Source organism: Streptomyces jeddahensis (genome assembly GCF_001642995.1).
Classification (GTDB): Bacteria; Actinomycetota; Actinomycetes; order Streptomycetales; family Streptomycetaceae; genus Streptomyces; species Streptomyces jeddahensis.
On sequence record NZ_LOHS01000126.1, the window covers coordinates 1 to 21,377 of the forward strand.

Consider the following 21,377-nt stretch of genomic DNA (forward strand, 5'->3'; position numbering starts at 1 on the left):
GTTGCGCCAGCCGCTGCGGGCGCACATCCCGCCACGTCCCCTTCGGTACGCGGGCGGCTACCGGCCGGGGGGGGCGACCGTCACCGTTGTGGGCAATCGTTCCGCAGGGCTGGGGGCACCTCCCAGCGGTAGCTGGGGGAGGGTGGGCACAACCCACGACGGCGGGCGCCCTGGCCCAGTACCCGCACCCCGGCGGGGTGGAACAACGCGCCCCGCGCAGCCGCACCGCACAGCCACCCCCCAGCCCGCGCGGAGCGCATTGCGGCGGCACTGCAAAGTGCTCGTAGCGCTCCTGTAACACGGCGGGTGTTTCCTAGCGGACCGGAAGACTCCAGTCTGATACGGGCGGGCTTCGATGACAGTGGAACAACTCCCGGGTCACGTTCGGGAGTTCGCGGCCTACCTGAGAAGGCTCGTGACGCAGCTCGATCAGGACGCCGGCTGGTGCGGCGTGTTCTGGCAGCGCGACCCCGAGGGAATGCAGGCCTGCCTGGACGGCCGGGAGGTGCCGCCCTGGGATGTCGTGGAGTCCCTGATCCAGGACCTCGCCGCGGAGCGCGGCGACTGGGTCGCCGGCCCGGAGACCGTACAGGCGCGCAGCCTGCACGCCGCGTCACTCGCCGCATACGACGCCAGGCCCGGCGGCCGTGAGGCGCTCGGCGACCGGCTCGACGTCATGCTCAGGGAGCAGCGGTACGCCGCAGAGCGTCAGGCGGAGCTGGGCAGGCTGCTGCACGAGGCCACGTCGCCGGATGAGGCCGAGGGCCTCCGGCTCGACCTCGCCTGGGCGCGCGACGACCACGAGCGCGCGACCGCGCGCTGCGCCGAACTACGCTCCCGGATGGCCACGCTGGACCGCCTGTGGAGTGGCGCAGAGTCCTTCACCCCGGACGGCCAGGTGCCGGGGCCGGCGGCGCCCGTCGACCCGTCGGCCGCACCGGAGAGCCCGGCGGGGCCCGCGCGGCCGGGTGGTGCGGGCCCTTCGGTCGCCGCAGGCCGGACCATCGCCCCCGACGACTGGTTCCGCCCGGAGGGCGAGGAGTCCCCGTTCGGCGGGTCTTCGGCGGTCGGCCCGTCCGCGGGTGCCTACGCGTCCGCGGCCCCGGACCGAGCGGCCGCCGGCGGATACGGTCCCGGCGCCGGTGACGGCGGTTCCGCGTCCGCAGGGCCTTACGCCGCTGGGGCCGCCGGGAACGGCCGTACAACTCCCGGGGATGACACCGGGCAGGACGACTCTGTTCGCCCATCCGCGAACCGCCCCTCCGAGGCCGGGCAAGCCGAGAACGGCAGCGAGTTCGCACCGCGCGAAGCCGGTCCCCGCAAAGCCGAGAACCGCAAAGCCGCGAACCGTGCCAAACGCCGACGCGGCAGCGCCCGGTTCGCCGGGATCGAGGCGGAGCCGGAGGCCGCCGCCGCGCCCGCGATGCCCCTGCCGGTGATGCCCGCACCGGCGGCGACCGACGGGAATCCCCGCGGCGCCCGGTTCGCCGGAGCCGCCCAGGACTCAGAACATGCGCAGCAGGCCCAGCCGCTCGACGCCGAGGCGCGCCGTGCCGTCTCGGGCGCCGTCGAGAAACTGGTGCGGCTGCGGGCGGAGGGCCGCAGCGGAGAGGCCCACGCCATGCTCGTCGAGGCCGCGTACTGGCCGGCCGCCTGCTTCCCGCTGCTCGCCGCCGAGCTGCACCACGCCGGACTCGGCGCCGACTGGGCCACGCTGCTGTGGGAGACCGCGTCACTGCCGCCCGACCGGCTCGTCGCCGCGGCGGACGCCCTGTCCGCCGCGGGCCGCACCTCGGACAGCGACCAGATCCTGCGCCAGGGCGTGGTGCGGCCCGCCCGGGAGATCGGCGACGCCGTCATCGGGCTCGTCGACGAGGGCCGGCACCGCGCGGCCCACGTCCTGCTCGACGCGTACGTCCGGGTCCGCACCCCCGAGGAGGCGGCCCGCAGCGCCGGGAGCGATCCGGAGCGGCTGGTGCCGCTGCTCCTGGACGCGGCCCGGGGAGTGTCCGACGAGCGGCACTGGGACCTCCTGCACGCACTCCGGGTGGCCGGACTGAGCGCGTGAGCGCGTAAGCACGCACGTGTTCGGGCACGCGCACAGGGATCGCCCTCGGCCCGCCCATGTCTCACCCGCTCGGGTGCGAAACATGATCGACTCAGCGGGTTAACGGCTATGGTCTTGCCCAGCTCCCCGACGCGGCTTACTTTCGGCCTCTACACCCTGTTTCTACGGGCGTAGAGGCTCTCTGACGTTCCCGTCGAAGGAGCAGCTCATGGCCAACGTCGTACGCGCCGCACTGGTCCAGGCGACCTGGACCGGCGACACCAAATCCATGATCGCCAAGCATGAGGAGCACGCACGGGATGCGGCCCGCCAAGGGGCCAAGATCATCGGGTTCCAGGAGGTCTTCAACGCCCCCTATTTCTGCCAGGTGCAGGAGGCCGAGCACTACCGCTGGGCCGAGCCCGTGCCGGACGGCCCCACGGTGCGTCGTATGCAGGACCTCGCGCGCGAGACCGGCATGGTGATCGTCGTCCCGGTCTTCGAGGTGGAGCAGTCAGGGTTCTACTTCAACACCGCGGCGGTGATCGACGCCGACGGCTCGTATCTCGGCAAGTACCGCAAGCACCACATCCCGCAGGTCAAGGGCTTCTGGGAGAAGTACTACTTCAAGCCGGGGAACCTCGGCTGGCCCGTCTTCGACACGGCGGTGGGCAAGGTCGGCGTCTATATCTGCTACGACCGGCACTTCCCGGAGGGCTGGCGGCAGCTCGGGCTGAACGGCGCCCAGCTGGTCTACAACCCCTCGGCCACATCGCGCGGCTTGTCGGCGTATCTGTGGCAGCTGGAGCAGCCCGCGGCCGCCGTCGCCAACGAGTACTTCATCGCCGCGATCAACCGCGTCGGCCAGGAGGAGTACGGCGACAACGACTTCTACGGGACGAGCTACTTCGTCGACCCGCGCGGCCAGTTCGTCGGCGAGACCGCGAGCGACAAGACCGAGGAACTCGTCGTCCGCGATCTCGACTTCGACCTGATCGACGAGGTACGCAACCAGTGGGCGTTCTACCGGGACCGCCGACCCGACGCGTACGAAGGACTGGTACAGCCGTGAAAGACCTCTACGACCGCCACCGCGCCGTCCTCCCCGACTGGCTGGCCCTCTACTACGACGACCCGATCGAGATCACGCACGGCGAGGGCCGGCACGTCTGGGACGCCGAGGGCAACAAGTACCTCGACTTCTTCGGCGGCATCCTCACCACGATGACCGCGCACGCGCTGCCCGAGGTCACCAAGGCCGTCAGCGAGCAGGCCGGGCGGATCATCCACTCCTCGACGCTCTATCTCAACCGGCCGATGATCGAGCTCGCCGAGCGCATCGCGGCCCTCTCCGGCATCCCCGACGCCCGCGTCTTCTTCACCACATCGGGCACGGAGGCCAACGACACGGCCCTGCTGCTGGCCACCACGTACCGCCGCTCCAACCAGATCCTGGCGATGCGCAACAGCTACCACGGCCGCTCGTTCAGCTCGATCGGCATCACCGGCAACCGCGGCTGGTCCCCGACCAGCCTCTCGCCGCTGGGGACCCTCTACGTCCAAGGCGGTGTCCGCGGTCGCGGGCCGTTCGCGCAGCTGAGCGACGACGAGTTCATCGCCGCCTGCGTCGCCGACCTGGAGGACATGCTCGGGCAGACCCGTGGGGGAGTGGCCGCGCTGATCGCCGAACCCATCCAGGGCGTCGGCGGCTTCACGTCCCCGCCCGACGGGCTCTACGCGGCCTTCCGCCAGGTCCTGCAGCGCCACGGCATCCTGTGGATCGCCGACGAGGTGCAGACCGGCTGGGGCCGCACGGGCGACCACTTCTGGGGCTGGCAGGCCCACGGGCAGGCCGGGCCGCCCGACATCCTCACCTTCGCCAAGGGCATCGGCAACGGCATGTCCATCGGCGGCGTCGTGGCCCGCGCCGAGGTCATGAACTCCCTGGACGCCAACTCCATCTCGACCTTCGGCGGCTCGCCGGTCACCATGGCCGCGGGCCTCGCCAACCTCGCGTACCTCCTGGAGCACGACCTCCAGGGCAACGCCCGGCGCGTCGGCGGCCTGCTCATCGAGCGGCTGCGCGGCATCTGCGCCCAGCTGCCCGTCGTACGCGAGGTGCGCGGCCGCGGCCTGATGATCGGCATCGAGCTGGTGAAGCCCGGCACCGACGAGGCGAACCTGGAGGCGGCCGCCGCCGTGCTCGAGGAGGCCCGCGCGGGCGGGCTGCTCATCGGCAAGGGCGGGGGCCACAGCACCAGCGTGCTGCGTATCGCCCCGCCGCTCTCGCTCACCGTCGCGGAGGCGGAAGAAGGCGCCGCGATCCTCGAACGGGCCCTGCGCAGCGTCTGTTAGCAAGACACCCCCTGGCCGCATGGAGGGGTCGCCATGACCGTCACCACCGCCGTCCCGGCTCCCGAACCGGCCCTGTCCGTACGCCAGATCCTCGCCCTGGAGCGGGTCGCGGCGGGGGAGCCGGAGGTGGTCGCGGGGGCCGGGCAGCTCGACCGGCCGGTGCGCTGGGTGCACGTCGCCGAGGCCGCCGACGTCGGCGTGATGCTCAACGGCGGCGAGATGGTGCTGACGACGGGTGTGCTGCTCGCGGGGGACGCCCGGATCCAGACCGAGTACATCCGGTCGCTGGACCGCGCCGAGGCCGCGGCCGTCGTCCTCGGACTCGGCCGGGCCTTCCCCGCCCCGCCCGAGTCCATGCGGCGGGCCGCCGAGCGGTGCGGGATGCCGATGGTGGTGCTGCACCGGCCTTTCCCGTTCGCGGAGCTCACCGAGGAGGTGCAGTCCCGCCTGGTACGGCGGAAGTTCGCGGCCGTAAGTCTCTCCGAGGCCGTGCGCACCGCACTGACCGGACTCATCACGTCTGGCGCCCCGCTGCAGCGGCTGCTCGACGAGATCGCAGGTCACAGCGCCTGCCCCGTCGTCCTCACCAACCTCGCCCACCGCGTCCTCGCCACGGCGGGGGAGCGGTCCGCGGTGGACGACGTGCTGCGCGACTGGGAGCGCATAGCGCGCCAGGCGGGCGGCAACGAGGGCGACGGCTGGATCCGCGCCGACATTGGCGGACGCGGCGAGCAGTGGGGCCGGCTGATGCTGTGCGGCTACCGAGGCGACATCGAGACCGGCCGGCTGCTCGCCGACCGCGGCGCCGAGGCCCTCGTCCTGCACCGCCTGCTCGGCGGCACCGTCGCCGCCTGGGAGGAGCAGTCCGCGCAGAGCCTGCTGACCGACGTGCTCTCCGGCGTCGTACCGGCCCGCCAGCTGCTGCCCCGGGCGCGCGCCGCCGGGCTGCCGGTCAACCGGCGCACCTTCGTGCCGCTGGTGGTACGGGACGGCGACTCCGGCCGACTGGGCCGTGTTCTCCGGCTGTTGGGGATGCCCGGGCTGGTCGCCGAGCTGGCCGACGGGTTCACCGCCGTGCTGCTGAGCCTCGCCCGCGACCAGGACGCCGACGCCCTGGCCGTGCACTTCGCCGCCCGCCTGCGCACCGGCGGCGGGAGCCGCCCGGTCGTCGCCGCGGCAGCGCCCCGTACCGCCTGGGAGGACGTGCCCGCCGGACTGCGCGAGGCGCTGCACGTCGCCGAGGCCACCGCGGACACGCCCGTCGACCAGGACCTCCCCGTCCTGGTGCGGCTGCGCGACGTGCGGCTGCGCGGACTCGTCCGGCTGCTGCGGGACGACCCGCACGTGCAGGCCTTCGCGGAGCGCGAGCTCGACGGGCTGCTCTGCGGCGGCGGAGACGGCGACCCGGACCTGCTGCCCGTGCTGCGGACGTATCTCGCGACCGGGCGCAACAAGTCGCTGACCGCCCAGCTCCACCACGTCAGCAGGCCCGCTCTGTACCGCAGGCTGGAGGCCATCGAGGCCCGGCTCGGCGTCGACCTCGACGACTTCGAGCAGGCCGCGTCCCTCCACATCGCGCTGCTCGCGCACGACGCCCAGCGGAGGTGACGCCATGGCACACAGCGCGGCGGCACACGGTGGAAACAGGGCGGCGGCACACGGCGGAAACAGCACGGCAAAGCGTCCGGAACAGGCGGGGGTCGACGGCCTGAACACGGGTGACACGGTGGAACGCCATCCCGCCGCAGACGTGACACGGTGCAACTCCGAGGCGCTCGCCGGGCTTTCTAGGCTCACGGCACACCGAGCGACCGGAGGTCCCGATGAGCAGAGTGGTCCGCGCCGCCGTCTTCCAGACCGCCTGGACCGGCGACAAGGAGTCGATGATCCAGGTCCACGAGCAGGCGGCCCGCGACGCAGCCGCGCAGGGCGCACAGGTCCTGTGCTTCCAGGAGCTGTTCTACGGGCCGTACTTCTGCCAGGTCCAGGACAAGAAGTTCTACGAGTACGCCGAGCAGATCCCGGACGGCCCGATCGTGAAGCGGTTCCAGGTGCTCGCCAGGGAGCTGGGCATCGTCCTGATCCTGCCGATGTACGAGGAGGAGCAGCCCGGCGTCCTCTACAACACCGCGGCGGTGATCGACGCCGACGGCTCGTACCTCGGCAAGTACCGCAAGACGCACATCCCGCAGGTCCAGGGCTTCTGGGAGAAGTTCTACTTCCGTCCGGGCCACTCCGACTGGCCCGTCTTCGAGACGGCGGCGGGCAAGATCGGCGTGTACATCTGCTACGACCGGCACTTCCCGGAGGGCTGGCGCGCGCTGGGTCTCGCGGGCGCCGAGATCGTCTTCAACCCGTCGGCCACCTCGCGCGGCCTGTCCGCATACCTGTGGCAGCTGGAGCAGCCGGCCGCGGCCGTCGCCAACGAGTACTTCGTGGGCGCGATCAACCGCGTGGGCGTGGAGGAGCTGGGCGACAACGACTTCTACGGGACCTCGTACTTCGTGGACCCGGAGGCGCAGTTCGTCGGGGAGGTCGCCAGCGACAAGGACACCGAACTCGTGGTCCGCGACCTGGACATGGCCAAGCTCCGCGAGGTCCGCGACCGCTGGCAGTTCTACCGCGACCGGGCCCCGGGCGCGTACACGCCGCTGACCGCGCCGTGAGCAGGTCCTGAGCGATGTGCACTCCGCGGGCCCGGTCTTCGGGGTACCGGGCCCGCGGGACCAGCTTCCCTACGAGGAAACGAGGGATCGATCATGAGCAGCCGTACCGTCGTCCGCGGTGGCCTCGTCATCACCGCCGCCGACGAGATCCATGCCGATGTCCTGATCGAGGACGGCCGCATCGCCGCCCTCGCCGCCCACGGAACCCCGGCCGCCGAGGCCTGGACGGCCGACCGCACCATCGACGCCACCGGGAAGTACGTCATCCCGGGCGGCGTCGACGCGCACACCCACATGGAGCTGCCGTTCGGCGGCACCTTCGCCTCCGACACGTTCGAGACCGGCACCCGGGCCGCCGCCTGGGGCGGCACCACCACGATCATCGACTTCGCGGTGCAGAGCGTCGGCCACTCCCTGCGCGAGGGGCTCGACACCTGGTACGCGAAGGCCGACGGCAACTGCGCGATCGACTACGGCTTCCACATGATCGTCTCCGACGTGAACGACGACACGTTGAAGGAGATGGATCTGCTGGTGGAGGAGGGCGTGACCTCCTTCAAGCAGTTCATGGCGTACCCGGGTGTCTTCTACAGCGACGACGGCCAGATCCTGCGGGCCATGCAGCGCTCCGCCGAGAACGGCGGGCTGATCATGATGCACGCCGAGAACGGCATCGCGATCGACGTGCTGGTGCAGCAGGCCTTGGCCCGGGGCGAGACGGATCCGCGCTACCACGGCGAGGTCCGCAAGGCGCTCCTCGAGGCCGAGGCCACCCACCGCGCCATCAAGCTCGCGCAGGTCGCGGGTGCCCCGCTGTACGTCGTGCACGTCTCGGCCATGGAGGCGGTCGCCGAGCTGGCCAAGGCGCGCGACGAGGGCCTGAACGTGTTCGGTGAGACCTGCCCGCAGTACTTGTTCCTGTCCACGGACAACCTCGCGGAGCCCGACTTCGAGGGCTCCAAGTACGTGTGTTCCACGCCGCTGCGGCCCAAGGAGCACCAGAAGTACCTGTGGCGGGGCCTCAGGACGAACGACCTCCAGGTCGTCTCCACCGACCACTGCCCGTTCTGCTTCGTCGGCCAGAAGGAGCTCGGCCGCGGCGACTTCTCCAAGATCCCCAACGGTCTGCCGGGCGTCGAGAACCGTATGGACCTGCTCCACCAGGCCGTCGTCGACGGCCACATCACGCGTCGGCGCTGGATCGAGATCGCCTGCGCGACTCCGGCCCGGATGTTCGGCCTCTATCCGAAGAAGGGCACGATCGCGCCGGGCGCGGACGCGGACGTCGTCATCTACGACCCGCATGCCGAGCAGATCGTCTCCGCCGAGACGCACCACATGAACGTCGACTACTCGGCGTACGAGGGCAAACGGATCACCGGACGCGTCGAGACCGTGCTGTCCCGGGGCGAACTCGTCATCACCGAGCGGGAGTTCACCGGACGTGCCGGACACGGCGTCTACACCCCCCGCTCCACCTGTCAGTACCTCACCTGAGCACACTGAGCACACTGCGCACCAAGGAGTGCCGCCCATGGACTTCGGACTCGTCCTGCAGACCGACCCCCCTGCTTCCCGCGTCATCAGCCTGATGAAGCGCGCCGAGCGCAACGGCTTCACCTACGGCTGGACCTTCGACTCCTGCGTGCTGTGGCAGGAGCCCTTCGTCATCTACAGCCAGATCCTCGCCAACACCCAGAAGCTGACCGTCGGCCCGATGGTCACCAACCCCGGCACCCGCACCTGGGAGGTCACCGCCTCCACCTTCGCGACCCTCAACGACATGTACGGCAACCGCACCGTGTGCGGCATCGGCCGCGGCGACTCCGCGATGCGCGTGGCGGGCCGCAAGCCGAACACCCTGGCCCGGATCAGCGAGGCGATGAAGGTGATCCGGGCACTGGGGTCCGGCCAGGAGGCCGACCTGGGCGGCGGCACGGTCATCAGGTTCCCCTGGGCGAAGGAGGACGCACACCTTCCCGTATGGATGGCCGCGTACGGCCCGAAGGCGCTCAAGATGACCGGTGAGGAGGCCGACGGCTTCATCCTGCAGCTCGCCGACCCGTTCCTCACCGAGTGGATGGTGAAGGCGGTCAAGGACGCGGCCGTCGCGGCCGGTCGCGACCCGTCCGACGTCACGATCTGCGTCGCCGCACCCGCGTACGTCACCGAGGACGACTCCCCGGAGGCGCTTGCCCACGCCCGCGACCAGTGCCGCTGGTTCGGCGGCATGGTCGGCAACCACGTCGCCGACCTCGTGTCCAAGTACGGCTCGGACTCCGGCATGGTGCCGCACGAACTGACCGACTACATCAAGGCCCGCGAAGGCTACGACTACTCGCACCACGGTCGGGCCGACAACCCCGACACCGCGTTCGTCCCCGACGAGATCGTCGACCGGTTCTGTGTGATCGGACCGGTCGAGAAGCACGTCGAGAAGATGAAGGCGCTTCGGGAGCTGGGGGTCGATCAGTTCGCGGTGTACGACATGCATGATGCGCAGGAACGCGTCATCGATGCGTATGGGTCTGCGGTCATTCCGGCGCTTCGCGCCGGGTGACCCTGTAGCCCGCCCTACTCCCGCACGGCCTCTCCCTACACCCCTTCACTGATTGGCCTGCTCATGACCGAAACCGTCCCCACGGGTCCGCCGCCACAGCACGCCGCGCAGTATGCGGCCTCGCAGATCACGGCCGCCGACGGCCGCGTAGAGATAAGCCCCGGCGCCTACCCCGAGAACAGCCCCTTCGCCAACGACGACCTGCGCCCTGTCCCGCTGGCCGAGCGAAAGTGGACGACGTACAACTTCGCCGCCCTGTGGATCTCGATGGCCCACTGCATTCCCAGCTGGACCCTGGCGTCCGGTCTGGTGGCCCTCGGCATGGACTGGAAGCAGGCGGTCTTCACGATCGCCCTGGCCAACATCATCGTGCTGCTGCCGATGCTGGCCACGGGGCATGCGGGCCCGAAGTACGGCATCCCGTTCCCGGTCCTCGCCCGCGCATCCTTCGGTGTGCGCGGCGCCAACATCCCGGCGCTGATCCGGGCCGGGGTCGCCTGCGGCTGGTTCGGCATCCAGACGTGGATCGGCGGCAGCGGCATCTTCGCCCTCGGCTCCAAGCTCACCGGCGGCGAGTGGGAGAAGGCCGGGCAGATCGCGGGCAACCCGTGGCCGCTGTGGCTCTGCTTCATCCTCTTCTGGGCCCTGCAGATCGCCATCATCTACCGGGGCATGGACTTCCTGCGGCACTTCGAGAACTGGGCAGCACCGTTCGTCATCGCCGGCGCGTTCGTGCTGCTGATCTGGATCGCCGTCAAGGCGGACGGCTTCGGCCACCTGCTCGACCAGCCGTCGAAGCTGGGCTGGGGCGCCGACTTCTGGCCGGTCTTCTTCCCCTCGCTCATGGGCATGATCGGCTTCTGGTCCACCCTGTCGCTGAACATCCCCGACTTCACCCGCTTCGGCGCCGGCCAGCGCGCCCAGATCTGGGGCCAGTCCCTGGGTCTGCCCACCACCATGACGCTGTTCGCGGTCCTCGCGGTGCTGGTCACCTCCGGTTCGGAGGCGGTGTACGGCGAGGCGATCTGGGACCCGGTGACGCTGGCCGCCAAGGCCGACAACGTCTTCGGCCTGCTCTTCGCGCTCATCACCGTGCTGGTCGCCACCATCTCGGTGAACATCGCGGCCAACGTGGTCTCCCCGGCGTACGACCTGGCCAACCTCGCCCCGAAGCTCATCAACTTCCGTACGGGCGCGCTGATCACCGGCGTCATCGGTGTGCTGATCTTCCCGTGGAAGCTGATCTCGACGCCCGAGTTCTACATCTTCACCTGGCTCGGTGTGGTCGGCGGTCTCCTCGGCACGGTGGCGGGCATCCTCATCGCCGACTACTGGATCGTGCGCCGCACGGTCCTGCACCTCGCCGATCTCTACAAGAGCGAGGGCCGGTACTGGTACGCGTCCGGCTTCAACTGGCGCGCGATCGTGGCCTTCGCGATCGGCGGCGTGCTGGCGGTCGGCGGGTCCTACTCCACCGTCGACGCGCAGGGCGTGAAGCAGGGGCCCTTCCCGGTGGACGGCCTGATCCCGTTCCTCAAGCCCCTCGCGGACTACGGCTGGGCGATCGGTCTGGCGTCGGCGCTGGTGCTGTACGTGATGCTGATGGCCGGGCGCGGACGGGAGCGGGCCGACGTGTGAGGCATTCCGTCGTGGAGGACGGTCAGTTCTGCCGGCCGTCCTCCAGCGCGGCCACCGCGTCCTTGGCCGCTTTGATGGCACCCTTGTTGATCTCGTCCGTACTGGGCGCCTTCTTCGTCTCGAAGTCGCTGCCGTTGTAGGTGACGACCACCAGTGCGTTGGACGCGCTGACGATCACCACCCCCTCGCGGGTCTCCTGCTTGTCCTCGGTGGTGAGGTTCACGACGGAGTAGGCCGTGTCGCCGAGACCGGGGACCGCCCCTCCGCCGCTCTTCTCGGCGATGCGCTGCTTGTAGGCCTTCTGGGCCGCCGCGTCGTCGTCCTTGATCTCGAAGGTGACGTCGAGCCAGCGGTAGTCGTAGCCCTTGAGCGCGTTCCACGCACAGGTGCGGCGCACCGACTTGTCGGTCGAGGCGAGCTCCTTGCCCGCCGTCTTGGCGCCCGGAACAAGCGACTTGATTGTTTTGTCCGACATGCTGTCGCAGGGTGCGGGAGACGTGCGGTACGTCTGCACCGCCACCGCGGTCGCCGACGCCGAGGGCGTCGCTCCGGAGCCCGACGACGCGTCGGTGCGTTCGGCGGACGAGGCGCCGGGGTCGGACGTCCAGGCCCAGCCCGTGACGGCGAGGATCACGACCGGCAGCAGGCGCGCCGTGAGAGTGAGCGGCAGAGGAAGAGGACGCACGGGTCACTTCTCGGGGGTCGGTGGCAGACGGGGCGACCGCACCGAGGGCTCGGCCCACACTGCGGACGCGACGACAGTTTCACACGAGTCTGTGTGCGGCGACAGGGCGACTGTGTGTGCGGCGACAAGGGCGTCCCGTTTGTCCCGTGCTCGGCATCGTGCCGAGCGTCGCTTGAACCGTGCGGCGGACGGGCACGGCCCGCGCTGCACGGCCCGCGAAACCAGTTGCGTGCCTTCGCGCCTGTTCAGCAGCCTGGTGCCATGACGCAACCGCCCTCCGTACGCGAAGAGATCCTCGCCTACTACGCCCAGGGCAAAGAGGACACACGTCTCAGACGGGGCGTCGGCCGACTCGAGTTCTGGCGCACCCAGGAAGTGCTGCGGCGGCACCTTCCCGAACCTCCCGCGCGCGTCCTCGACGTCGGCGGTGGCAGCGGCGTCCACGCGGAGTGGCTGGCCCGCGACGGGTACGCGGTCGACCTGATCGACCCCGTGCCGCTCCATGTGGAGCAGGCGGACCGGCTGCCGGGCGTCAGCGCCCGCTTCGGAGACGCGCGCCAACTGCCCGCCGACGATGACGCCTACGACGTGGTGCTGCTGCTCGGCCCCCTCTACCACCTGCCGGAGCGCGCGGATCGGGTGTGCGCACTCGCCGAGGCCCGGCGGGCCGTCCGTCCCGGCGGCCTTGTGGCCGCCGCCACCATCAACCGCTATGCGGGCCTGCACGACGTGCTCCGTGAGGAGCGTTACTTCCACCCGCTCCACCGCGCCCGCACCGACGCATACGCCACCGACGGACGGCACGGCGCCGGCGGCGAGGACGCGCTCTTCACCACCGCCTACTTCGCCGACCCGGCCGAGGTCCCGGGCGAGTTCACCGACGCGGGGCTCGTGCCCGTGGGGCAGTACGGCCTGGAGGGCGCCGCCTGGCTGATGGGCGGCGTCGAGGAGTGGCTGGACGACGAGGACCGCCGCGAAGCCGTACTCGCGGCGACGCGGCGCATCGAGTCGGAACCCACCCTGCTGGGCATCAGCGGCCATCTGGTGAGCGTGGGGCGGCGCGCATGACAGGGGAGGCGTCTCGCGGCGAGGGATCGTGAGTGCGTCCCCGAGCTGCACCGCTGCCGGCCATGAGGTCTGGTCGTGACCGACGCCGTTGCCCCAAGAAGGCCGCGGGTCACCTCACCAGGGGTATGTGGTCGAACGGCAGGCCCACGCGGGCCGAGCCGATGCGCTGGGCCAGCGGATCGGCCATGTTCGGCGCGACATGGCTCAGATAGGTCGCCCCGTCGCGGAAGTACCGCTGCATGCGGGCTCCGTCGCGGGCGTGCTGGGAGCCGGCCGTCCGGTAGAGGATGTCGTGGAGCGCCTCCCAGGCGAGCTGTGCTGCGGTGAGGAACACGGCCGCGAGCCGGTCGTCCTCGGCCATGGTGAAGGGGGCCTCGCCCGAGGTGTTGCGCCGGCAGACCTCCATGTACTCCTCGGCCGCACTGCGCACGGCCGCCTCCGCCGTGGAGATCTTGGCGAGCGCCTGGCCCAGGTAACGCTGGTAGTCGGGCAGGTCCGCGCGGGTGCGCTCCGGGTCGGTGGCAAGGGGACGGCTCGAGATGATCGCCGCGTACTCGTCGGCGGCCGCGTAGGCGGTGCCCACCATGAAGGAGGCCAGCTCGCCGTGGAAGAAGCTGACCGCCCGACCCGCGTACAGGGGGTTTCCGTGCAGCCGGGAACCGGGGGTGCCGCCCTCGACGGGCAGGTCGAGCAGGCTCGCCGGAAGCGTCAGGCGGGCGGGGATCCGGCCGCGGTCGATGCGGATGCTGTTGGAGCCGGTGCCACGCAGGCCGAGCGTGCCGTGCCAGTCGTCGAGCACGGTCCACGCGGACCGCGGCGCCACGAAGAGCAGCATGGGGCCCGGAGGATCGCCCTCCTTCTCGGGGGCGAGCAGGGTCTGGCCGACGTAGTGCGTGGAGTAGGGCGCGCCCGAGGAGTACGGCCAGGTGCCGTCGACGACGTAGTGGTCGTCGCCGTCCGGCTGGGCGACACCGATCGGCATGACGGTGGACGCGGCACGGAACTCGCCGTCCGCGCCGAAGACCTCCGTCTGCACCTCCTCGCCGAACAGCGAGGCGACCTGCAGCACATGGGCGGAGACCAGGGACAGCGCCCAGCCCGCCGACGGGCAGCCGCGCGAGATCTCGACGACGACGCGGTAGAAGGTGGGCAGGCCGAACTCGTAGCCGCCGTAGCGGCGCGGCTGCAGGGTGCGGTAGAAGCCGGCCCGCAGGAAGTCCTCGTGGGTGGCAGATGGATAGTGGGTCAGTCGCTCGGTCTCCTCCTGGCGTTCCAGCAGGACAGGCCGCAGTGCCACGGCCCGTTCGACCAACTCCGCCTCGGTCAGGTCGGGTTCGGGTACGGGAATGTGCGTACGGTCGGCGACGCTCATGCTCTTCACGGTCGCCCGGGGGATCCGGCCCGGACAAGGCGATCGTCGGTCACTTCGGCGATCGCGGTTCGGCCGCTCCGATCGAAGACGCGTGCGATGATCTGCGCGTGCCTTTGGTGATGGGCGGGTGACTGCGATGGATCGGCGCGTGGCTGCGATGGATCAGCGCGTGACCGCGATACGGGGGTACGAGGGGATGCGGATACGACCGGTCCTGTTCGCCGTCGTCACCGCTCTGTCGGCGATCGCGGCGAGCGGGTGCGGTCTGTCGGCCGAGCTGGAGCGCGAGCGGAATCCCGAGCGCAGGCCCGAGCCGTCCGTGACCTCGTCCGCGCCGACCGCCCCGGTAGGGTCGCCCGTCCCGGCACGGCCGCCGGGGTGGACGCCGTCCCCGGGTGGGTCCGTCCAGGACGAGTCGGCCTGTCCCGCCTCGGGTGTGCGGATCTGGGCGGGCCCGGTGAACGCCGCCATGGGACTGCGTGCCCAGACGGTGACACTCACCAACTGCGGTGAGCAGCCGTTCCTTCTGAACGGCTATCCGTCCGTCCGAGTCCTGGACGAGAACGGCACGGTCATGGACGGGGTGAAGACCGTCCAGGGAACCGACTCCATCCCCATGGCTCCACCGGACGCCCCGGAACCCGCGCCGCTGACCCTGGACCCCGGCGAGTCGGCGCAGACGAACCTGGTCTGGCGCATGGGAGCCGGGACCGGCATGTTTCTGCGGATCGCACCCGCGGCGGGCGACGACCCCGCGACCGTACGGCTGACCGAGCACCTGGACATCGGGCCTGAGGGAGAACTCGGCACGACGGCCTGGCACATGGCCGAGGACTGATCACCCGCTGCCGACACCTCACACCTGTCGGGGCGGGCGCCGCGGCGCGGCGGTGAGCTTCGCAGCACACCGCCGCGCCGTTCCGTTCAGGCCTGTCAGGCCTTCAGTACGCCGTCCAGCGCGCCCGATTTGGCCTCGTCGACCAGCGAGCCGAACTGGTCCGCGCTCATCTGCACGCGCTGCCCGAAGTCGTCCGTGAGGACGACTCGGCGATCGGCGGGAGCGTTCGGGTCGACGTACAGCTGCGGGCAGCCGCAGTTGCAGTTGCCGCAGAACGCGGCGATCGGCTCAAGGCCGCTGATGTCGTTAATGGCTGTCATGGTTCAACCTCCGTGTCGGTTCTGGGGGTGTGGATGGGGCATCCGAGGGCAGGGCTCATCGCAAACGGTCGTTCGTGAGCGGACGGAACCGGTGCGCGGGCACGAGTCCGTTTCGGCGGGCGGCGAACACGCGCCGGTACTCAGGTACGTCAACGCTTCACCGGTCGACGGTCACCGCTTCACGGGTCACCGCGTCACCGGCCGTGGCCGGGGCGGGTGGTGTCAGACGCAGACCGGACGTACCGGCGGGCCCCTCCGCGAGACGGCGTGTTGCAGCAGCAGTCGGCGCAGTCGGTGGCCGGCGCGGGGGAACGGCCGTACGGAGGCGGGAGCCTGGCCGACCGACGTGGCCGTGAACACGCTTGCGGCCAGCTCCAGCGGAGCGAAGAGGAACACCGTCAGGGCCCGGCCGAGGCGGAACGCCGCGGCCTCCCCCCGCCACAGCCACACTCCGCACAGCAGCCCGGCGAGGGCGTGGGCAAGCACCATCCCGAGGGACGTGCCGTGGCCGAACGCCATGTGCAGGTGACCCGACGCCGTCGACGCCGGGTCCATGTCGTGGTGCAAGTGGTGCGTCTGCGCCATGACTCCAAGGCCTGCCATCGCCGAAGAGGACGACGACGAGGACAGGGTGAAGGCCAGGTGCAGCGCGATCTGGGTGACCACGGTCGCTCCGCTCACCACGGCAGCCCCGCGTTCGCGGCCGGTCAGGAACCACGCGGCGAGGACGACGGCGGCGAACGCAGACCCGACGGCCCGGCCCGGCAACGTGTCGCCGGACATCAGCGCATGGCCCAGGCCGGTGGTCGCCACACACACCGCCGCGAAGATCGCGGAGCGCGCGAGGCGGAAGGCGGGCCCGGTGGTCATGGCGGCCATCGTGCCATCCGCCTGGTCGGTACGCGCGGCAACGCGACGCATTCGGCGGCCTGCGCGTCGCCGAACCTGAAGCGCACGCCACCACGCATGCCGCCATGCACGCCGCCACGCGCGCCGCCACGCGCACCGGGCGGCGGCGCTCCCCGCGCTCCGGCGCCTTGTCAGTGCGCCACCGGTGGAGCGATGTGTGTAGCGTGCACCCTTATGTCGGGCCCCGACATTCAAACTTCACACGGTTCCCGCATGCCAGCGGCCCTCACCCCTTGATCGCCGAATGTATGCGAAATACGTTCTGCGGTATTCCCGATCGCCGCATCCCCCTGTCGGAGGTCTCTCCTCGTGCGCCGAACAGCCGTTGCCCTGACGGCAGTCGTCCTGGTGTTGTCCACAACGGCGGGCTGCGGCTCCCTGCAGTCCTCGGCGACCGAGGTCGGCGGGGAGCGCATGGCCGACGACCGCCCCGTACGCGACGGAGGCACCCTCACCGTCGCGCTCAACGCCGATCCCGACAAGCTCGATCCCTCGCTCGCGCAGACCCTGGTGGGCCGCACGGTCTTCGCGGGCATGTGCGAGAAGCTCTACGACGTCGACCAGAAGGGCACGGTCGTCCCCCAGCTCGCCACCGCCCTGCCCAAGACCTCGCCCGACGGCCGTACGGTCACCTTCAGCGTCCGCAAGGACGCGCGGTTCAGCGACGGCACGAAGCTCGACGCCGCCGCCGTCGTGACCTCGCTGCTGCGCCACCGCGACCTGCCCGGTTCCGCACGCGCCACCGAACTCGCCCCGCTCGACAGCGCCGTGGCCACCGGCCCGTACGAGGTGAAGCTCACCCTCAAGCAGCCGTACGTCCCGCTCACCGCCGTCCTCGCGGACCGCTCCGGCATGGTGATGTCGCCGAAGGCCCTCAAGACGTACGGCAAGAACTTCACCAACCACCCGTCGTGCGTGGGCCCCTTCCGCTTCGTGGAGCGCGTCGGCGGCGACCGCATCGTGCTGGTCAAGGACCCCAAGTACTACGACGCCGGCGACGTCCACCTCGACAAGGTGGTCTACCGGCCGATCCCCGACGGCAACGTGCGCCTCGCCAATCTGCGCTCCGGCGACATCCAGATAGGCGACCAGATGACCCCCGTCGACGTCCGGAGCGCCCTGACCGAGCCGGAACTCCAGCTCTTCAACTCCCCCTCGCTCGGCTACCAGGGCCTCGGCCTCAACGTCGGCAACGTCAAGGGCCTCGGCGAGAAGCCCGGCCGTATCGACACCCCCCTCGCGCGCGACGCACGCGTGCGTGCCGCCTTCGAGCTCGCCATCGACCGCCGCCTGATCAACAAGGTCGTCTTCCAGGGCATGTACGAACCGGCCTGCGGCCCGATCTCGCCCGAATCCACCATCGCACCCGGCGTCACGGCATCGCAGTGCCCCGAGAGGGACGTGACCGAGGCGAAGCGGCTGCTGAAGGAGGCGGGCGTGAAGACCCCGGTGCGGCTCGAGCTCAAGGTCTCCACGACGCCCGAGCACAGCCGCCTCGGCCAGGTCGTCCAGGCCATGACCAATGAGGCCGGATTCGACGTCAGCCTGCGCCCGACCGAGTACGCCACGCTCCTCGAAGAGACCGACTCCGGTGACTACGACGCCTACCTCAGCGGCTGGTCGGGGCGGCTCGACCCGGACGGCAACACCGCCAGCTTCCTGAAGACCCAGGGTGCCATGAATACCTACGGACTGTCCGACCCGAAGATCGACGACCTCATCGACCGCGGGCGGACCGAAGCCGACCCGGCCGAACGTGCACGCATCTACGGCGAGTTGACGCGCCGCGTCAACGACCAGCACGCCCTCATCTACCTCTACCGGCAGAAGAACTACGTCGTCGCCCGGAAGGACGTGGCGGGCCTCCGCGTCTACGGTGACGGCCTGGTCCGGGTGAAGAACGCGGGGTACGCGCGATGACGCTCACACAGCCCGCCGAGTCCGCACCTTCCGCCGAGCCTCCGAAGGCCACGAGGCGCCCGGGGCTCCCGGCCGCCCTGAAGCTCCGTGCTCCCCGGAACCCCATGGCCGCGTATCTGCTGAGGCGCCTGCGCCAGTCCGTCATCACGCTCTTCCTCGTCTCCGTGGTCGTCTTCGCCGGCATCCGGGCCCTCCCCGGCGACCCGGCGCTCGCGCTCGCGGGAGAGGAACGCAGCCCCGAGGCGCTCGCCGCGATCCGCGCCGAGTACGGACTCGACGACAACATCGTGATCCAGTACGGACGGTTCATCGCACACGCCCTCACCGGAGACCTCGGCACCTCGTCACGCACCGGGCTGCCCGTCTCCGACGCCATCGCCGAAGCACTGCCCGTGACCCTGGAACTCGCGGCGCTGTCCCTGCTGTTCGCGGTCGTGCTCGGCATCGGCGCCGGTGTCGTCGCGGCCGTCCGGCGCGGCAGGCCCGAGGAATGGCTCGCCAACGCCGTGGCGCTGCTCGGGCTGTCCGTTCCCAGCTTTTGGCTGGGCATCGTGCTGGTCCTCGCCTTCGCCATCGCCTTCCCCGTCTTCGCCGCCTCCGGCTACGTACCGTTCGGCACGGACCCGCTCGACAACCTGCGCCGCATGGTGCTCCCAGCCGTCGTGCTGGGTTCGGGCCTCGCGGCCGTCGTCATGCGGCAGACCAGGGCGGCCATGCTCGACTCGCTCTCCGCCGACTACATACGGACCGCGCGGGCCAAGGGACTGTCCCGGCGCGAGGTCATCGGTGGACACGCGCTCAGGAATTCCCTGGTCACCGTGGTGACCGTGCTCGGCCTGCAGCTCGGGCACCTGATCTCCGGGGCGGTCGTCACCGAGCAGATCTTCGTCCTCCCCGGCTTCGGCAAGCTCACCATCGACGCCGTCTTCACCCGCGACTACGCGACCCTGCAGGGCGTGGTGCTGTGCACCTCCGCCGCCTACATCCTGATCAACCTGCTGGTCGACGTGGCCTATTCGGTCATCGACCCGCGTATCCGGCTCGGAGGTGCAGCCCGATGACCACGGCAGCCGTCGTGACAGCGATACGGGCAATGAGGGCCAGGGGAGCCGGCAGCGCCAAGCTGCGCGCCCTCCGGGCGAACAGGCTTGCGATGGCCGGTGGGGTGATCGCCGCCGTGTTCGTCCTCGCCGCCCTCTTCGCGCCGCTCGTCGCGCCCTACGACCCCGCCCAACCCGACTTCGACAACGCACTGTCCGCACCCGGCTGGGCGCACTGGCTCGGCACCGACGACCTCGGCCGCGACCAGCTCTCCCGGGTCATCTACGGGGCGCGCGCCTCCATGCAGGTGGGCCTGCTTGCGGTGCTGCTCGCGTTCCTCGTCGGCGTACCCCTCGGCCTGCTCGCGGGCTACTACGGGAAGGCGGCGGACAGCGCCGTCTCGCGGCTCACCGACACCCTGCTCGCCTTCCCCTTCCTGGTGCTGGCCGTCGGACTCGCCGCCGTCCTCGGGCCCTCCCTCACCAACGCGACCATCGCGATCGGCATCTCGCAGATACCGGCGGTCATCAGGATCACCCGCGCGGAGACGCTGCGCCTGGCCCACGCCGACTACGTGGCGGCGGCCGTCGCCAACGGCGGAGGCGACGGGACCGTGCTGCTGCGCCACATCCTGCCCAACGCGACCTCAGCGCTCATCGTCCAGGCGACCGTCGGCATTCCGACCGCGATCATCGGCGAGGCCATGCTCAGCTTCCTGGGCCTCGGCGTGCAGCCGCCCGACCCCTCGCTCGGCGTGATGCTGTCGAGCGCCCAGGCATTCCTCGCGCCCGCGCCCTGGATGGCCGTGTTCCCCGGCCTCGCCATCGTCGCGGCGACCCTCGCGTTCAACCTGCTCGGCGACGGGCTGCGCGACGTCCTCGATCCCCGTGGAGGCACCCGATGAGCGCCTCTGGCATCCCCGAGACCCCGGACAGCACCGCTGGGGCGCCTGCCGGTGGCGCCAGCGCCACCGCCGCGGCCGTGGTGCCGGAAGCCCCCGTGCTGAGCGTGCGGGACCTGTCGGTGTCCTTCCGGTCCGGCACGCGTAACGTGCACGCCGTCGACCACCTGTCGTACGACCTCGCGGCCGGTGAGGTACTGGCCGTGGTGGGCGAGTCGGGGTGCGGCAAGTCCGTCGCCGCGATGGCCGTGACCGGACTGCTGCCGCCCACGGCGCACATCACCGGATCGGTCCGGCTCGCCGGACGCGAGCTCGCCGGCGCCGACGAGAAGGAGCTCGGGCGGATCCGCGGCAAGGACATCGCGATGATCTTCCAGGAGCCGATGACCTCGCTGAACCCGGTCCTCACCATCGGACGGCAGATCGGCGAGGTGCTACGCCGCCACCAGGGCCTGACGAAGAAGCAGGCACGCGCGCGTGCCGTCGAACTCCTGGACCTGGTGGGCATCCCGGCGCCCCGGCAGCGCATCGACGAGTACCCGCACCAGCTCAGCGGCGGCATGCGGCAGCGCGTAATGATCGCCATCGGCGTCGCCTGCGACCCGGCCGTGCTCATCGCCGACGAGCCGACGACCGCCCTCGACGTCACCGTCCAGGCGGGCATCCTCGAGGTCCTGCAGTCCCTGCGGGAACGCCTCGGCACCGCCGTCGTGCTCATCACCCATGATCTGGGGGTGGTGGCGGACATCGCCGACCGGGTCCTCGTGATGTACGCGGGACGGCCCGTGGAACAGGCCCCGGTGCATGAGCTGTTCGCGGCGCCACGGCACCCGTACACCCGGGGCCTGCTTGGCGCGGTGCTCAGGCCGGGCGGGGGAGTCGGGCCGGGCGCGGGAGCCGGTCAGGGCGTTGGAGTCGGGCCGGGTGCGGGTGCCGGTCAGGGTGCGGGGTCAGGTCAGGGCGCTGGTGTCGGGCCGGATGCGGGAGTCGGGCCGGGCGCGGATGTCCGGGCGGGCTCGGCGCCCGGGCAGGGCGGGGCGGTCCGCGAGCACCCGGT

Annotated in this window: 18 protein-coding genes; 14 read left to right on the forward strand and 4 right to left on the reverse strand. The window is 70.9% G+C overall.

Annotation, left to right across the window (positions count from 1 at the left end):
* Positions 1-355 precede the first annotated feature (355 nt).
* From STSP_RS29330 to STSP_RS29365, 8 genes are all read left to right on the forward strand, one after another.
* Positions 356-2,068 carry a hypothetical protein gene (locus STSP_RS29330; protein ID WP_067284008.1) on the forward strand — a complete coding sequence of 571 codons (1,713 nt, stop codon included), beginning with the start codon at positions 356-358 and terminating at the stop codon, positions 2,066-2,068.
* Between the two features lie 208 nt (positions 2,069-2,276).
* Positions 2,277-3,119 carry a nitrilase-related carbon-nitrogen hydrolase gene (locus tag STSP_RS29335; protein ID WP_067284009.1) on the forward strand — a complete coding sequence of 281 codons (843 nt, stop codon included), beginning with the start codon at positions 2,277-2,279 and terminating at the stop codon, positions 3,117-3,119.
* Positions 3,116-4,402, forward strand: a complete 1,287-nt coding sequence (locus tag STSP_RS29340) for an aspartate aminotransferase family protein (protein WP_067284010.1) — start codon at positions 3,116-3,118, stop codon at positions 4,400-4,402. Before STSP_RS29335 ends, STSP_RS29340 begins: the two co-directional genes overlap by 4 nt.
* Positions 4,403-4,435: 33 nt before the next feature.
* Complete coding sequence (locus STSP_RS29345; RefSeq protein ID WP_067284011.1) at positions 4,436-6,010, forward strand: PucR family transcriptional regulator; 1,575 nt, start codon at positions 4,436-4,438, stop codon at positions 6,008-6,010.
* 215 nt (positions 6,011-6,225) lie between these two features.
* Positions 6,226-7,068 (forward strand): nitrilase-related carbon-nitrogen hydrolase, encoded by an 843-nt coding sequence (locus tag STSP_RS29350; protein WP_067284012.1) that lies wholly within the window; start codon positions 6,226-6,228, stop codon positions 7,066-7,068.
* Positions 7,069-7,161: 93 nt separating this feature from the next.
* Positions 7,162-8,565, forward strand: a complete 1,404-nt coding sequence (gene hydA, locus STSP_RS29355) for a dihydropyrimidinase (RefSeq protein ID WP_067284014.1) — start codon at positions 7,162-7,164, stop codon at positions 8,563-8,565.
* Positions 8,566-8,602: 37 nt separating this feature from the next.
* Positions 8,603-9,628 (forward strand): TIGR03842 family LLM class F420-dependent oxidoreductase, encoded by a 1,026-nt coding sequence (locus STSP_RS29360; RefSeq protein WP_067284015.1) that lies wholly within the window; start codon positions 8,603-8,605, stop codon positions 9,626-9,628.
* Positions 9,629-9,691: 63 nt separating this feature from the next.
* Positions 9,692-11,266, forward strand: coding sequence for an NCS1 family nucleobase:cation symporter-1 (locus tag STSP_RS29365; protein ID WP_067284016.1), 1,575 nt, complete (start codon positions 9,692-9,694; stop codon positions 11,264-11,266).
* Between the two features lie 22 nt (positions 11,267-11,288).
* On the opposite strand, the gene STSP_RS29370 is transcribed toward STSP_RS29365, so the two are convergent.
* A complete protein-coding gene (locus tag STSP_RS29370; RefSeq protein ID WP_067284017.1) occupies positions 11,289-11,951 on the reverse strand; it encodes a hypothetical protein in 663 nt (220 codons plus the stop codon).
* 261 nt (positions 11,952-12,212) lie between these two features.
* On the opposite strand from STSP_RS29370, the gene STSP_RS29375 reads away from it, so the two are divergent.
* The gene (locus STSP_RS29375) at positions 12,213-13,019 is read left to right on the forward strand and encodes a class I SAM-dependent methyltransferase (RefSeq protein WP_067284019.1); all 807 of its coding nucleotides are present in this window, start codon (positions 12,213-12,215) and stop codon (positions 13,017-13,019) included.
* 109 nt (positions 13,020-13,128) lie between these two features.
* On the opposite strand, the gene STSP_RS29380 is transcribed toward STSP_RS29375, so the two are convergent.
* Positions 13,129-14,391, reverse strand: a complete 1,263-nt coding sequence (locus STSP_RS29380; RefSeq protein ID WP_067284030.1) for an acyl-CoA dehydrogenase family protein — start codon at positions 14,389-14,391, stop codon at positions 13,129-13,131.
* A gap of 157 nt (positions 14,392-14,548) precedes the next feature.
* Between STSP_RS29380 and STSP_RS37665 the strand changes: the two genes are divergently transcribed.
* Positions 14,549-15,229, forward strand: a complete 681-nt coding sequence (locus STSP_RS37665) for a DUF4232 domain-containing protein (RefSeq protein ID WP_232789844.1) — start codon at positions 14,549-14,551, stop codon at positions 15,227-15,229.
* A 95-nt stretch (positions 15,230-15,324) separates the two neighbouring features.
* On the opposite strand, the gene STSP_RS29395 is transcribed toward STSP_RS37665, so the two are convergent.
* Together STSP_RS29395 and STSP_RS29400 are read right to left on the reverse strand one after the other, a co-directional pair.
* Positions 15,325-15,549: a hypothetical protein gene (locus STSP_RS29395; RefSeq protein WP_408646383.1), complete on the reverse strand. Its 225-nt coding sequence runs from the start codon at positions 15,547-15,549 to the stop codon at positions 15,325-15,327.
* A gap of 222 nt (positions 15,550-15,771) precedes the next feature.
* A complete protein-coding gene (locus STSP_RS29400) occupies positions 15,772-16,419 on the reverse strand; it encodes a hypothetical protein (RefSeq protein ID WP_067284034.1) in 648 nt (215 codons plus the stop codon).
* Positions 16,420-16,767: 348 nt separating this feature from the next.
* Between STSP_RS29400 and STSP_RS29405 the strand changes: the two genes are divergently transcribed.
* The 4 genes from STSP_RS29405 to STSP_RS29420 form a co-directional block, all read left to right on the forward strand.
* A complete protein-coding gene (locus tag STSP_RS29405; protein WP_067284024.1) occupies positions 16,768-18,378 on the forward strand; it encodes an ABC transporter substrate-binding protein in 1,611 nt (536 codons plus the stop codon).
* A gap of 104 nt (positions 18,379-18,482) precedes the next feature.
* The gene (locus STSP_RS29410) at positions 18,483-19,439 is read left to right on the forward strand and encodes an ABC transporter permease (protein WP_067284026.1); all 957 of its coding nucleotides are present in this window, start codon (positions 18,483-18,485) and stop codon (positions 19,437-19,439) included.
* Positions 19,440-19,471: 32 nt separating this feature from the next.
* Positions 19,472-20,323 (forward strand): ABC transporter permease, encoded by an 852-nt coding sequence (locus STSP_RS29415; protein ID WP_232789845.1) that lies wholly within the window; start codon positions 19,472-19,474, stop codon positions 20,321-20,323.
* Positions 20,320-21,377, forward strand: a 1,058-nt coding sequence (locus STSP_RS29420; RefSeq protein WP_232789843.1) for an ABC transporter ATP-binding protein, incomplete at its 3' end; no start/stop codon positions are given. The genes STSP_RS29415 and STSP_RS29420, both read left to right, overlap by 4 nt.